Here is a 12,731-nt window from a genome sequence, read left to right as displayed (position 1 = left end):
GGTCGGACCACTCGACTAACCTCGCGGACGGAGGTGGCGAGTGGCGAAGGAGGCGGCCGTCCGGCTGGCGGACGGGGTGTGGCGGATCCCGACCGCGCCGGGCGACATGATCAACTCGTTCGCCCTGGCCGGGTCGGACGGCGGAGTGACGCTGGTGGACGCCGGGTTGAAGTACCGCAGCTCGCGCCGGCGGCTGCTGGCCGGGCTGCGGGCCATCGGCGCCGGCCCCGAGGACGTACGGCGGGTGGTGGTGACGCACGCGCATCCCGACCACACCGGCGGGCTGGCCGCGCTGGTCACGCTCACCGGCGGCGCCGGGGTGCTCGCGCACGAGCGGGAGGCGGTCTACCTGCGGGACGGGCGGTCGCCGCGGACCCGGCGCGGGACCACCCGGACGTTCGCGAAGGTCGTCGTGACCACCGAGTTCCAGGACGGGTCGCAGCTGCCCGGCGGGCTGCGCGCGGTGCACACGCCCGGCCACTCCCCCGGCCACACCGCGCTGCTGCACGAGGCCAGCGGGGTGCTCATCACCGGTGACGCCGTGATGAACCTGCGCGGCGTACGGTTCGCGCCCGCGTTCCTCTGCACCGACTCCGACCGCAACCGGCGCTCCGCCGGCCTGCTCGGGGATCTCGACTTCGAGGTCGCCGCCTTCGCCCACGGACCGGAGTTGCGCCGCGACGCCCGGGCCGCGGTCCGCGCGCTGCTGCACGGGCGGGACCGATGAGCCGCGCCTCCCGGGCCCGGCGGATCGCCGCGGCCGCGGCGTACGGCGGCGGTGGGCTCGGGCTGATCGTGTCCGCCTGCTGGGGTCTGCTGCTGGGCGAGGCCAAGCTGGCCCGGCGCTGGGTCGGCCCGCCGAGCTCGACCCCGCCCGTCGGCGACGGGATGTACGGCACCGGCGACCGGCAGCCGCTGACGCTCGGCCTCATCGGCGACTCCAGCGCGGCCGGGCTCGGCGTGCAGGAGGCCTGGGAGACGCCCGGTGCGCTGCTCGCCTTCGGGCTGGCCACGACCTCGGCCCGGCCGGTGCGGCTGGTGACCGCGGCCGTGGTCGGCGCCCGCTCGACCGACCTGCTCGCGCAGATCGAGAAGATCCGGCCACACCGGCCCGACGTGGTCGTGGTCATGATCGGCGCGAACGACGTGACGTCCCGGACCCGGCCGTCGGACGCGGTCGACCACCTCGGCCGGGCCGTACGGCGACTGAAGGCGGAGGGCACCGAGGTCGTCGTCTGCACCTGCCCGGACCTCGGCTCGGTCGAGCCGATCGCCCAGCCGCTGCGGCTGGTGGCCCGGATCTGGAGCCGGCAGCTGGCGGCGGCGCAGACGATCGCGGTGGTCGAGTCCGGCGGCCGTACGGTGTCGCTGGGCGACGTGCTCGGGCCGGAGTTCGCGGCCCGGCCGAAGGAGCTGTTCAGCGAGGACCGCTTCCACCCGTCCGCGGCGGGCTATGCCGCCGCGGTGGGCGTGACGCTGCCGTCGGTGTGCGCGGCGCTCGGGCTCTGGCCGGAGGAGGCGGACGCGGTCACCGACCGGCGGCTGTTCCACGCCGACGGCGCGACTCCGGTGGCGTCGGCGGCGGCCCGCGCCGCCGGGCGCCCCGGCTCCGAGGTCAGCGGCGGCGCGGTCGACGGCAGCGAACGGGGCCCCCGCGGTCGCTGGGCCTTCCTCCGCCGGCGCCGCCCCCGCCCCATCCCCGACCCCGTCCCCGCCGACCGCTGAATCTCCCCCACCCCCTCAGCGTCGGCGGGTGCGCACAGCCCGCCTGGCGGGAGTACGGCCGGCGCACGGCCGGGCGGGAGGGAGCACCGCCCGCCCGCGCGGGGAGCCCCGCCGCCCAGGGTGCACCGCCCACAGGGCGGGAGTCCGGCCGCCGCGCAGCGGCACGGGGTGGTGGGTGGAGCGGGAAACACGAACGGCGCCCGGGTCGCAGTGCGACCGGGCGCCGGTTCAGTCGTGCGGGGGTCCGGGGTGCCGCCCCGGACGGGATCACTCCGTCGGAGCGACCCGCTTGATCGCGGAGATGTCGAGCTCCAGCTTGACCTTCTCGCCGACCAGGATGCCGCCGCCTTCGATGGCGACGTTCCACGCCAGGCCCCAGTCCTTGCGGTTGATCGTGGTCTTGCCCTCGAACCCGGCGCGCGTGTTGCCGAACGGGTCGCCGCCGGTGCCCTGGTAGTCGAGCTCCAGCGTGACCGGGTGCGCCTGCCCCTTGATCGTCAGGTCCCCGACCATCTTGTACGTCTCGGAGTCGATCTCCTCGGCGGAGGTGCTGCGGAAGGTGATCGTCGGGTAGTTCTCGACGTCGAGGAAGTCGCCGCTGGTCAGGTGCCCGTCGCGCTGCTCGTTGCCGGTGCTGATGCTGGCCGCGTTGATCTCGACCTCGGCCGAGGACGCGCCCGGGTTCTTGTGGTCGATCACGATCGTGCCCGAGAAGACGTCGAACCCACCGCGGACGGTGGCGACCATCGCGTGCCGGGCGGCGAAGCCCAGGCGGGTGTGCGCGGGGTCGATGTCCCAGGTTCCGGTGAGGTCAACGGTGGTAGGTGCGGACATGGGTTCCTCCGGGTCCAGGGCCGTCCCACTGACGGCCGCCGTCAAGTTACTTGCTTATTCAACTACCTGGCCAGAGAACCGGTGAGACCGGCCCGGCATTCCCTACGGAGCGAGGCGATGAAGATCACGCGGGAACAGCGTGACCGAACGGATGTCCAACTCGAGCCCGCGGTCGTCCTGGTGGCTCGCCGGCGCCGCGGCGAGAGTGCGCTGCAGCATCGCCGACTTCCTCCCGGACCCAGGGCAGGTTCGGCGGCCAGCGTACTCACCGTCGCCGGACGTTCCCGGCGAGGATCCCCGGGCGGGAGGTCGTGCCGGGCGGGAGCACGTAATCTGGTCGCGTGGACCCGAACCGGTTGACCCGCGGGGCCTTCGGCGGCGTGGTCGCGGCCGCCGGGGCCGGTGCCGGCGTACTCGCGGCCGAGGTCTGGGCCGCCGCCCGCCGGCGGTACGCGTCGGCCGGTTCGGCGCCCCCGGTCGAGGGCGACTTCGGCGATCCGGGCGCGGAACGGCTCCGGCTGGTGCTGCTCGGCGACTCCATCGGCGCCGGGGTCGGCGTGACCCGGACCGAGGACACCGTCGGCGCCGTGCTGGCCCGGCGGCTGGCCGGTCCGACCCGCCGCGTCCGGCTGGCCGGCGCCGCGATCGCGGGCTCCGGCACCGGCGACCTCGGTCCCCAGGTCTCCCGCGCGCTGCTCGGCCGCCCGGACGTGGCCGTGCTCCTGGTCGGCACCACCGACGCGACCTCCGGGACCGCGCTGCAGGCGGTCAAGGACAACCTCGGCGACGCGGTCCGGCGGCTGCTGGCCGGCAACGCCGCGGTCGTCGTCGGCACCTGCCCGGACCTCGGCGCCAGCCGGGCGTTCGCGCAGCCGCTGCGCAGCGTGGTGGCCTGGCGCGGGCGCCGGGTCGCCGCCGCCTCGGCCGAGGCCACCGAGGCCGCCGGCGGGGTGCCGGTCGACCTGGCCGAGCTGGTCGGGCCGGTGTTCCGGGCCGACCGCGCGGCGTACTGCGAGGACGGCTTCCACCCCAGCGCGGACGGCTACCGGCTCATCGCCGAGGCCCTGCTGCCGACCGTCGACGACGCCGCCACCGAACGCGCTACTCTCCAGTAACAAAGAGGCCAGCCTGACGAGGGAGTCCGCCGTGCCCGAGGCCGTCATCGTCGCTACCGCCCGTTCCCCGATCGGCCGCGCCGGGAAGGGCAGCATGACCGGGTTCCGCCCGGACGACCTGACCGCGACGATCGTGCAGGCGGCGCTGGACAAGGTCCCGCAGCTGGACCCGAGGACGCTGGACGACCTCATGCTCGGCTGCGGGCTGCCCGGCGGCGAGCAGGGCTTCAACCTGGCCCGGGTGGTCGCGGTGCTGCTCGGCCACGACGAGCTGCCCGGCACCACCGTCACCCGCTACTGCGCGTCCTCGCTGCAGACGATCCGGATGGCGTCGCACGCGATCAAGGCGGGCGAGGGGCACGCGTTCGTCGCGGCCGGCGTCGAGACCGTGAGCCGGTTCGTCAAGGGCAGCTCGGACTCCTGGCCGGACACGCACAACCCGGCCTTCCTCCCGGCCGGACAGCGGTCGGAGGCCGCGGCCCAGGGCGGGGTCGACTGGCACGACCCGCGCGCCGACGGCACCGTCCCGGACGTCTACCTGGCCATGGGCCAGACCGCGGAGAACCTGGCCCAGGCCAAGGGCATCACCCGCGAGGAGATGGACGAATTCGGCGTCCGGTCCCAGAACCTGGCCGAGAAGGCGATCGCGGACGGCTTCTGGGAGCGGGAGATCATCCCGGTCACCACGCCCGACGGCACTGTGATCAGCAAGGACGACGGTCCCCGGGCCGGCGTGACGGTGGAGGGCGTGGCCGGCCTGAAGCCGGTGTTCCGGCCGGACGGGCGGGTCACCGCCGGCAACTGCTGCCCGCTCAACGACGGCGCCGCTGCGGTCGTCGTGATGTCCGACGTACGGGCCCGGGAGCTGGGGATCACCCCGCTGGCCCGGATCGTGTCCACCGGAGTGTCGGCGCTGTCGCCGGAGATCATGGGCCTCGGGCCGGTGGAGTCGTCGAAGAAGGCGCTCGCGCTGGCCGGGATGTCGATCGGCGACATCGACCTGGTGGAGATCAACGAGGCGTTCGCGGCGCAGGTGATCCCGTCGTACCGGGACCTGGGGATCGAGCTGGACCGGCTCAACGTCAACGGCGGGGCGATCGCGGTCGGCCACCCGTTCGGCATGACCGGGGCCCGGATCGCGACCACGCTGATCAACTCGCTCCAGTGGCACGACAAGACCTTCGGCCTCGAGACCATGTGCGTCGGCGGAGGCCAGGGCATGGCCATGGTCCTGGAGCGCCTCAGCTAGCGCTCTCGCGCAGGTCGGAACGCCGACCGGCTGTCGCCGGTCGACGAATGCGAGCCGGTCGCCGGGCGCGCAGCCGTCAGACGGCCAGGGCGGCGCGGAGTGCGGCCAGGTGGGTCGCGGCGGCGGACGCCGCGGCCGGGTCATCGGTGCGGAGGACGTCGTCGATCATGACGGCGAGTTGGTCGGCCGGGCTGACCCCGTCGGGCCGCGGTACGACCAGGCGCGGCCGGCGCTCGGCGTCCGCAGCGAGGTCGGCCAGTTGCTGCACGACGACCGCGACGACGTCGGCCCGGCTGCCCGCGCCCGGTCCGGCCGCGTCCGCGGGCACCGCCCAGCTCGCCGCGGTCCACCGGCGCAGCCGGGACAGCAGTCCACCGGCCGACGCAGCGAGGTCCATCAGAAGGTCACCGTACGCAGGCCGCGGACCCCACCGGGACAGGGGTGGGGTCCGCGTGGTCGCGACGAGATCAGTCTCTGAAGTAGCTGAGCAGGCGGAGGATCTCCAGGTACAGCCAGACCAGGGTGACGGTCAGGCCGAACGCCGCGTACCAGGCGAAGCGCTCCGGGGCGCCCTGCCGGATGCCCTTGTCGATCATGTCGAAGTCGAGCAGGAAGGTGAACGCCGCGACGCCGATGCACAGCAGGCTGAAGCCGATCGCCAGCACCGGGTTGGACGAGTCGCGCAGGCCCAGCCCGCCCGGCGTGAACAGCGAGGCGACGAGATTGACCAGCGACAGCGCGACGACGCCGATGAGCGCGCCGAGCAGCCAGCGGGTGAACTTCGGCGTGACCCGGATCGCGCCGGTCTTGTAGACGACGAGCATCCCGGCGAACACGCCGGCCGTGCCGACCACCGCCTGGATGACGATGCCGCCGCCGAAGGCGTCGTTGAAGACCCGGCTGATCGCGCCGAGGAACAGGCCCTCGGCCGCCGCGTAGGTCAGGATCAGGGCCGGGTTGGTGCTCTGCTTGAAGCTGATCACCAGCGCCAGCACGAAGCCGACGAGCGCGCCGACCAGGGCAAGACCCTGCAGGTTCAGGATCCAGGAGACCGCGCCGACCACCACGACCACGCCGAGCGTGGCCGCTGTGCGCAGCACCACGTCGTCCAGGGTCATGAACCGGGCCGGCGGCGCGTACGCCGGGCGGTTGTACATGTCGTTCAGGTCACCGGCCGAGGGCGCCGGGGCCGTGTTCCAGCTCGCGTACTGCTGGCCCTGCCCGAATCCTCGACCGAGCACAGGATTGTTGCTCTGCACCATTTACTCCTCGTACACGTTGGACGGCCCCGGTAACCGGCCCGTCGCACCTGACAACGCGCAGTGCGACGCCCCCGTTCCCGGCAGTGCAAAGATTACTTTAGGAGGGATGCAACCGTCGTGCGGCAGTTCGGAGCGTGTCCGCCTGCTTGCAGAACGCGAACCTCACCAGGCCCCGCCCGGGTCCCGTCCGCCCGTCGTAGTAGAAGGACGAGCCCGGGATCGCGGCCACCCCGCGGGTCGCGATCAGGTCCTTGACGTACGCCAGGTCGTCACCGGCGCACCGCGTCATCACGAAGTACGTTCCCCGCGGCCGGCCGATCTCCAGGCCCAGCCCGTCCAGCGCACCCAGCAGGATGTCGCGCCGCTCGGCGTACTGCTCGACCAGCGTGCGGTAGTAGTCGCCCGCGGCCGCGACGTCGAGCATCACCGCGGTCGCCCGCTGGAACGGGGTCGTCGCGTTGAAGGTGATGAACTGGTGGGCCGAGCGGACCGCCGCCGACAGCGGAGCCGGCGCCACCGCCCAGCCGATCCGCCAGCCGGTCGCGCTGAACGTCTTGGACACCGACGACACGGTGATCGTCCGCTCCCGCGCCACCGGGTCCGAGGCCACCGGCAGGTGCCGGCCGCCGTCGTAGACCAGGTGCTCGTAGACCTCGTCCGAGATCAGGTACGCGTCGTGCCGCTCGGCCAGCTCCCCCAGCACCCGGATCTCGTCGGCCGACAGCGACTGCCCGGTCGGGTTCGTCGGGGTGTTGACCACGATGACCCGGGTCCGGTCGGACACGGCGGCGGTCAGCCGGTCCAGGTCGACCCGGAAGTCCGGGAACTCGGTCGGCACGTAGACCGGCACCCCGCCCGCGGCCACCACCGCGTACGGATAGAGGTCGTAGCAGGGCTCGACCAGGACCACCTCGTCGCCCGGCTCCAGCAGCGCGACCAGCGTGGCGGCGATCGCCTCGCTGGCCCCGGTGGTGACGGTGACGTCGGTGGCCGGGTCCCAGTCCAGGCCGTACTCGGCCCGCTGGTGGTCGGCGACGGCCCGGCGCAGGACCGGGTCGCCGACGCTCGGCGCGTACTGGTGCAGGCCCTGGTGCAGGGCGTCCGAGGCGGCCGCGACCAGCTCCGCCGGCGGTTCGAAATCGGGGAATCCCTGGGCCAGGTTGATCGCGTCCGCCTCCATCGCCCACTCGGTGACGGTGGAGAAGATCGAGGTCCCGAAACCTCGCAGTGACCCGCGCAGCACGTCCGACACGAGCCGATCCTGCCATCCACAGCGGCGTGTTGGTTTCCCGCGTCCGGCGCCGGGCCAGAACACAGTCGTGGATCCACGGGACCGTGGGGACGAGGAGTCTCCACAGCTCGCGCTGCAGCGCGCCCTCCTGCCCTCCCGCCTGCCCGAGATCGAGGGCCTGCCGCTCAGCGCGCGCTACCTCCCGGCCGGCTCCCCGGACCGCGTCGGCGGCGACTGGTACGACGTGGTCCCGGTCGAGGGCGACGCGGTCGCGCTCGTGGTCGGGGACGTCGCCGGGGCCGACCTGGCCGCGGCGGTGATCACCGCGCAGCTGCGCGGCGCGGTCCGGGCGTACGCGCTGGAGGGTCACCCACCGGCCGCGATCGCGACCCGGCTCAACGAGTTCCATCTCGGGCTGGAGACCGGCCGGCTGGCGACGATGGCGTACGCGCTGGTGCACCCGATCGAGCGGATCGTCACCCTGGTCCGGGCCGGGCACGTGCCGCCGCTGCTGACCGCGCCGGGCGAGCCCCCCTGCCTGCTCGACGGCGTCGGCGGGCCGCCGCTGGGCATCCGCTGGGGCGAGATCTGGCGCGAGTCGACCACCCAGGTCGCGCCGGGCAGCGCGCTGGCCCTCTACACCGACGGGCTGCTGCGCGACGGCGGCTACCTCGGTGCCGAGGCCGGGCTCAAGCGGCTGCTGGCCGCGGTCACCGGGCCGATCACCGGGCCGGACCAGCTCGCGGACATCCTGGCCGGGCTGGTGCACGAGCCGCCGCCGGACGACACCGTCGTGCTGGTCGGCCACCTCGTCGGCGAGCGCGGGCCGGGCTCGGCCCTGCGCCGGACGCTGCCGCCGACCGCGGAGAGCGCGAGCGTGGCCCGCTGGCTGGTCAACGACCTGCTGCGGGAGCTCGTCGACGACGACACCCGGGACACCGCGGCGCTGCTGACCACCGAGCTGGTCTCCAACGCGATCCGGCACACCCGCGACGAGCTGGTCGTGACCGTCAAGCTGACCGGCGACCGGCTGCGGGTCGGGGTGAGCGACTCCAGCCACCGGCGGCCGCAGCTGGTCCAGGTCGGTCAGCGCGACACGTCCGGCCGCGGCCTGCACCTGGTCGAGAGGCTGGCCGACCGCTGGGGCATCGATCCGGACGAGCGCGGCCTGGGCAAGACGGTCTGGTTCGAGCTCGTCGCACGCACCGCGTGACCGCCCGACCGCGCTCCGCCCGACCGGCCGCGGTGCGCCCGACCGGCGTAGCGTGGGAAGCACACCGAGGACCTCCCGCACGCTGACAGTCGGTCTCCGTCGGCCCCGGCGTCCGGCTCATCGAAGAGCCGGGAAGGTGGATCTCACATGATGGTCGGAATCATCATCCTGGTGGTGCTGGTCGTGCTGGCGCTGCTGCTGGTCGCCCTGTCCGTCCGGGTGGTCCAGCAGTACGAGCGGGGGGTGGTGTTCCGCCTCGGCCGGGTCCAGGGCGACACCCGCGGGCCCGGGCTGACCCTGATCGCGCCGGTGGTCGAGCGGCTGCGCAAGGTGAACCTGCAGATCACCACGATGGGCGTCCCCGGGCAGGACTGCATCACCCGCGACAACGTCTCCGTACGGGTCGACGCGGTCGTCTACTTCCGCGTCGTCGACCCGGTCAAGGCGCTGGTGAACGTACGCGACTACCTCTACGCGGTCTCCCAGGTCGCGCAGACCACGCTGCGTGCCGTGATCGGCCGGGCCGACCTGGACGAGCTGCTGTCCAACCGGGACAAGCTCAACAGCGAGCTGACCGAGATCATCGACGTCCCGACCGAGGGGCCGTGGGGCGTCAAGGTCGAGCGGGTCGAGGTCAAGGACGTCTCGCTGCCGGAGGGCATGAAGCGCTCGATGTCCCGGCAGGCCGAGGCCGAGCGGGAGCGGCGGGCCCGGGTGATCGCGGCCGACGGCGAGTTCCAGGCGTCGCAGAAGCTGGCCCAGGCCGCGGCCGCGATGTCGGCCGACCCGGCCGCGCTCCAGCTGCGGCTGCTGCAGACCGTCGTCGAGGTCGCGGCCGAGAAGAACAGCACGCTCGTCATGCCGTTCCCGGTGGAGCTGCTGCGCTTCCTCGACCACGCGACGCCGAACGACCGGTCCGGGACGGTCCGCTTCCCCACCGCCGAGGCGCCCGAGCCGGTCGGGTCGCCCGTACCGGTCGACGCGGCCGTGCCGGTCGACGGGGCCGTGCCGGTCGAGGGAGCCGTACCGGTCGACGGGGCCGTGCCGGTCGAGAGGGCCGAGCCGGTGGCCGAGCTGGCCGAGCCGGTCGGCGTGCCCGACGCCACGGAGGCGGTCGAGGCGCGTCCGGTCGCGCCCGCGCTGAGCGACCCCGGGCTCACCCCCGAGCTGACCGACGGCGAGAATTCCGGCGTCAACGGCCGTACGGCCGGCTGAGCCGCATCCCGTCCCGCGCTGGAGGTACCCCCTGACGCTGGAGACCCGGACGGTCTCGGTCACGATCGAGCGGGCCGTCCCCGACGTGTACGCCTACCTGGCCGACCTGGCCCGCTGGCCGGAGTGGACGTTCTTCGAGGCGCTCACCCCGCGTCCGGACGGCCGGTGGGACGCGGTCGTGCCCGGCGGCGGCCGGTCGGTGGTCACGCCGGCCCGGCCCAACGACCTCGGCGTGCTCGATCACGCCGTCGAGGTGAGCCCGGAGGTCACGGTGCAGGTCGGGCTGCGGGTGGTGCCGAACCAGGACGGCAGCGAGGTGCTGTTCACGGCCTTCCGGGTGCCCGGCATGAGCGACGCCGAGTGGGCCGACGACGTCGCCGCGGCGGAGAAGGACCAGGCCGAGCTCAAGGCCCTGCTGGAGAAGTCCTAGACCCAGAGCGCGTCGAGGTCCGCGGCCACCCGGGCGGCCGGGGCGCTCGACGTGATCCCGAGGGCCGGCGCCGGCGCGACCTCCGGCTCCACCGCCGTACGGTCGCAGCAGGCCAGCGCGGCCTCGTCGAGGAACCGGCTGCGCTGGGCCCAGGAGTTGCGGTCGTCGCGGGCCCGCGGGTGGTGGTGGTAGCGCAGCGGCGCGTACAGGTGCAGGGAGTCCCGGGCCCGGGTGAGCGCGACGTGGAACAGCCGCCGCTCCTCGTCCAGACCGTCCGCAGTGGACACTCCCAGGTCGGAGGGGAAGCTGCCCTCGGTGACGTGCAGCAGGTGCACCACGTCCCACTCCAGGCCCTTGGCCGAGTGCACGGTCGAGAGCACCAGCCAGTCCTCGTCCACGCCCGGCGGTACGGCGTCGGCGCCGGTCGAGCGGGGCGGGTCCAGCGCCAGCTCGACCACGAACGTCCGCAGGTCGCCGTGCTCGGCGGCCGCGGCCGACAGCCGCTCCAGGTCGGCCAGCCGGGCCGGCCCGTCCGGGTAGTGGGCCTGCACGACCGGCGCCAGCGCGACCCGCAGGGTCTCGGGCCGCTCGGGACCGGTGGCCCGCAGTGCGGTCACCAGCCGGTCGGCCGCGGCCCGCGCGCACTCGGGCAGCACACCCGGATCCCAGCGGTCGAGGATGCCGTCGCGGTCCAGCTCCAGCGTGTCGACGGCCCGGCGGGCGGTGGCCGGCCCGACCCCGTCCAGCAGCTGCAGCAGCCGGAACCAGGCGGTCTCGTCCCGCGGGTTGTCGGCCAGCCGGTAGAGCGCGAGCAGGTCCTTGACGTGCGCGGCCTCCAGGTAGCGCAGCCCGCCGTACTTGACGTACGGGATCCGGCGGCGGGTCAGCTCCAGCTCCAGCAGGTCGCTGCCGCGCCCGGCCCGGAACAGCACGGCCTGGTCGCGCAGCCGCAGCCCGCGCTCCCGGGCCGCCAGCACCCGCGCGCAGACCTGCTCGCACTGGGTCGCCTCGTCCGCGCAGTCGACCAGCTCGGGGCGGGCGGTGCCGGTACGGACCGCGACGAGGTCCTTGACGTACCGGCGGGAGGCGCCGGACCAGGCCGCGTTGGCGAGGTCGAGGATCGGCTGGGTCGAGCGGTAGTTGCGGACCAGCCGGACCACGGTCGTGCCCGGGAACTGGTCGGGCAGGTCGAGGATGTGGGCGGCGCTGGCGCCGCGGAAGCCGTACACGGCCTGGGCGTCGTCCCCGACCGCGGTCAGCGCGGTGCCGTTCGCGCACAGGCCCCGGACGATGTCGACCTGCAGCTGGTTGACGTCCTGGTACTCGTCGACCAGCACCTCGTCGAACAGCCCGGCCAGCCGGCGGGACAGCACCTCGTCGCGGGCCGCGGCCCGCCAGTAGAGCAGCAGGTCGTCGAAGTCCAGCAACGCCCGCGACCGCTTGCGGGCCACGTACGCCTTGATCACGTCGGCGATCGGCTCGACCAGGTCGGCGGCCCAGGGCGCGGTCTCGGCGACCGTCTCCGACAGCGGCCGGCCGGTGTTGACCGAGCGCGAGTAGAGGTCCAGCAGCAGGCCTTTTCGGGGCGTACGGCGGCCGGCCCGGGCCAGCCCGCACTCCTCCCGGACCACGTCCAGCAGGTCGGCCGCGTCGGCCGGGTCGATCACCGCGAAGTCGCCCGGCAGCCCCAGCCCGGCCGCGTTGGCCGCGATGATCCGGTGCGCGACGGAGTGGAAGGTCCCGCCCCAGGGCCGCTGCCGCTGGTCCTGGGCGGCCCGGCCGAGCATCTCGGCCGCGGCCCGGCGGGTGAACGTGAGCAGCAGCAGCCGGTGCGCCGGCACGCCGCGCTCCAGCAGCCGCGCCACCCGCGCGGTCAGCGTCGTCGTCTTGCCCGTCCCGGCCCCGGCGAGGACCAGCAACGGCCCGCCGTCATGGTCGACCGCGACCCGCTGCTCCTCGTTCACGTCGAACACCCGTTCGACGCTACCGGCCGCGGCGCCCGCCGCGCCGCCGCCGCGCCGCGGCATCACTCGCCGCGGACGTACTACTGGGAGTGGTAACTACCACTCCCAGTGGTAGACGGTCACCGAGACACCCCCGTGGAGACCGGCACCGCTGCGCCGGCGTCGACCCCGCGACGCCAGCCGGCCCTTCTTGCGCAGGTGGCCGTCCCGGCTCAGGACCGACCCGGACGACGTCCCCACACGTTCGATCCGCCGCACCGCAACGACATCCGTCCGCGGGGCCGCCGAGCTGGACGCGGCGACCGGCCGACTGCTCAGCGCGAAGCGAACCCGCCGCGCGCCGGCGCCCGGCCGACTGCTCAGCGCGAAGCGAACCCGCCGCGCGCCGACGCCCGGCCGACTGCTCAGCGCCAAGCGAACCCGCCGCGCGCCGGCGCCCGGCCGACTGCTCAGCGCGAAGCGGACCCGCCGCGCGCCGGCGCCCGGCCGACTG

The 12,731-nt window shown here is 74.2% G+C and carries 11 protein-coding genes and 1 pseudogene; 7 read left to right on the top strand and 5 right to left on the bottom strand.

All coding sequences use genetic code 11. From position 1 onward, the window contains the following. Positions 1-40 precede the first annotated feature (40 nt). Both VGP36_14000 and VGP36_13995 read left to right on the top strand, forming a co-directional pair. The gene (locus VGP36_14000; protein ID HEV7655828.1) at positions 41-727 is read left to right on the top strand and encodes an MBL fold metallo-hydrolase; all 687 of its coding nucleotides are present in this window, start codon (positions 41-43) and stop codon (positions 725-727) included. After that, positions 724-1,725: an SGNH/GDSL hydrolase family protein gene (locus VGP36_13995; protein ID HEV7655827.1), complete on the top strand. Its 1,002-nt coding sequence runs from the start codon at positions 724-726 to the stop codon at positions 1,723-1,725. The genes VGP36_14000 and VGP36_13995 overlap by 4 nt, the downstream gene beginning before the upstream one ends. 267 nt (positions 1,726-1,992) lie before the next feature. On the opposite strand, the gene VGP36_13990 is transcribed toward VGP36_13995, so the two are convergent. Further along, on the bottom strand, positions 1,993-2,559 hold the full coding sequence (locus VGP36_13990; protein ID HEV7655826.1) for a YceI family protein: 567 nt from the start codon (positions 2,557-2,559) through the stop codon (positions 1,993-1,995). A gap of 341 nt (positions 2,560-2,900) precedes the next feature. Here VGP36_13990 and VGP36_13985 point away from each other — a divergent pair, with 341 nt between their 5' ends. Beyond that, positions 2,901-3,674, top strand: coding sequence for an SGNH/GDSL hydrolase family protein (locus VGP36_13985; GenBank protein ID HEV7655825.1), 774 nt, complete (start codon positions 2,901-2,903; stop codon positions 3,672-3,674). Positions 3,675-3,705: 31 nt separating this feature from the next. After that, positions 3,706-4,923, top strand: a complete 1,218-nt coding sequence (locus VGP36_13980; protein HEV7655824.1) for an acetyl-CoA C-acetyltransferase — start codon at positions 3,706-3,708, stop codon at positions 4,921-4,923. Positions 4,924-4,999: 76 nt separating this feature from the next. Here VGP36_13980 and VGP36_13975 read toward each other — a convergent pair whose 3' ends face one another. The 3 genes from VGP36_13975 to VGP36_13965 form a co-directional block, all read right to left on the bottom strand. Further along, complete coding sequence (locus VGP36_13975) at positions 5,000-5,320, bottom strand: hypothetical protein (protein HEV7655823.1); 321 nt, start codon at positions 5,318-5,320, stop codon at positions 5,000-5,002. A 70-nt stretch (positions 5,321-5,390) separates the two neighbouring features. Continuing rightward, on the bottom strand, positions 5,391-6,185 hold the full coding sequence (locus tag VGP36_13970) for a Bax inhibitor-1/YccA family protein (protein ID HEV7655822.1): 795 nt from the start codon (positions 6,183-6,185) through the stop codon (positions 5,391-5,393). 97 nt (positions 6,186-6,282) lie between these two features. Then, a complete protein-coding gene (locus tag VGP36_13965; protein ID HEV7655821.1) occupies positions 6,283-7,437 on the bottom strand; it encodes an aminotransferase class I/II-fold pyridoxal phosphate-dependent enzyme in 1,155 nt (384 codons plus the stop codon). Between the two features lie 67 nt (positions 7,438-7,504). Between VGP36_13965 and VGP36_13960 the strand changes: the two genes are divergently transcribed. The 3 genes and pseudogenes from VGP36_13960 to VGP36_13950 all read left to right on the top strand — a co-directional run bounded on the left by VGP36_13960 (position 7,505) and on the right by VGP36_13950 (position 10,274). Continuing rightward, positions 7,505-8,629: an ATP-binding SpoIIE family protein phosphatase gene (locus VGP36_13960; GenBank protein ID HEV7655820.1), complete on the top strand. Its 1,125-nt coding sequence runs from the start codon at positions 7,505-7,507 to the stop codon at positions 8,627-8,629. Between the two features lie 150 nt (positions 8,630-8,779). Then, a pseudogene (locus tag VGP36_13955) lies at positions 8,780-9,538 on the top strand (SPFH domain-containing protein). Positions 9,539-9,929: 391 nt separating this feature from the next. Then, positions 9,930-10,274, top strand: a complete 345-nt coding sequence (locus VGP36_13950; protein ID HEV7655819.1) for an SRPBCC family protein — start codon at positions 9,930-9,932, stop codon at positions 10,272-10,274. Here VGP36_13950 and VGP36_13945 read toward each other — a convergent pair. Next, positions 10,271-12,247, bottom strand: a complete 1,977-nt coding sequence (locus VGP36_13945) for an ATP-dependent helicase (protein HEV7655818.1) — start codon at positions 12,245-12,247, stop codon at positions 10,271-10,273. The genes VGP36_13950 and VGP36_13945 overlap by 4 nt on opposite strands. Positions 12,248-12,731 lie beyond the last annotated feature (484 nt).

Source organism: Mycobacteriales bacterium (genome assembly GCA_035995165.1).
Taxonomy (GTDB): domain Bacteria; phylum Actinomycetota; class Actinomycetes; order Mycobacteriales; family CADCTP01; genus CADCTP01.
The sequence above is the reverse complement of the archived record's forward strand: the minus strand, read 5'-3'. Positions and strand labels throughout refer to the sequence as shown.

What these genes read in the sequence shown, in the direction of transcription:
- VGP36_13995 (HEV7655827.1), top strand. Translation starts at nt 724, where the DNA reads ATGAGCCGCGCCTCCCGGGCCCGGCGGATCGCCGCGGCCGCGGCGTAC.
- VGP36_13990 (HEV7655826.1), bottom strand. Translation starts at nt 2,559, where the DNA reads ATGTCCGCACCTACCACCGTTGACCTCACCGGAACCTGGGACATCGAC.
- VGP36_13975 (HEV7655823.1), bottom strand. Translation starts at nt 5,320, where the DNA reads ATGGACCTCGCTGCGTCGGCCGGTGGACTGCTGTCCCGGCTGCGCCGG.
- VGP36_13970 (HEV7655822.1), bottom strand. Translation starts at nt 6,185, where the DNA reads ATGGTGCAGAGCAACAATCCTGTGCTCGGTCGAGGATTCGGGCAGGGC.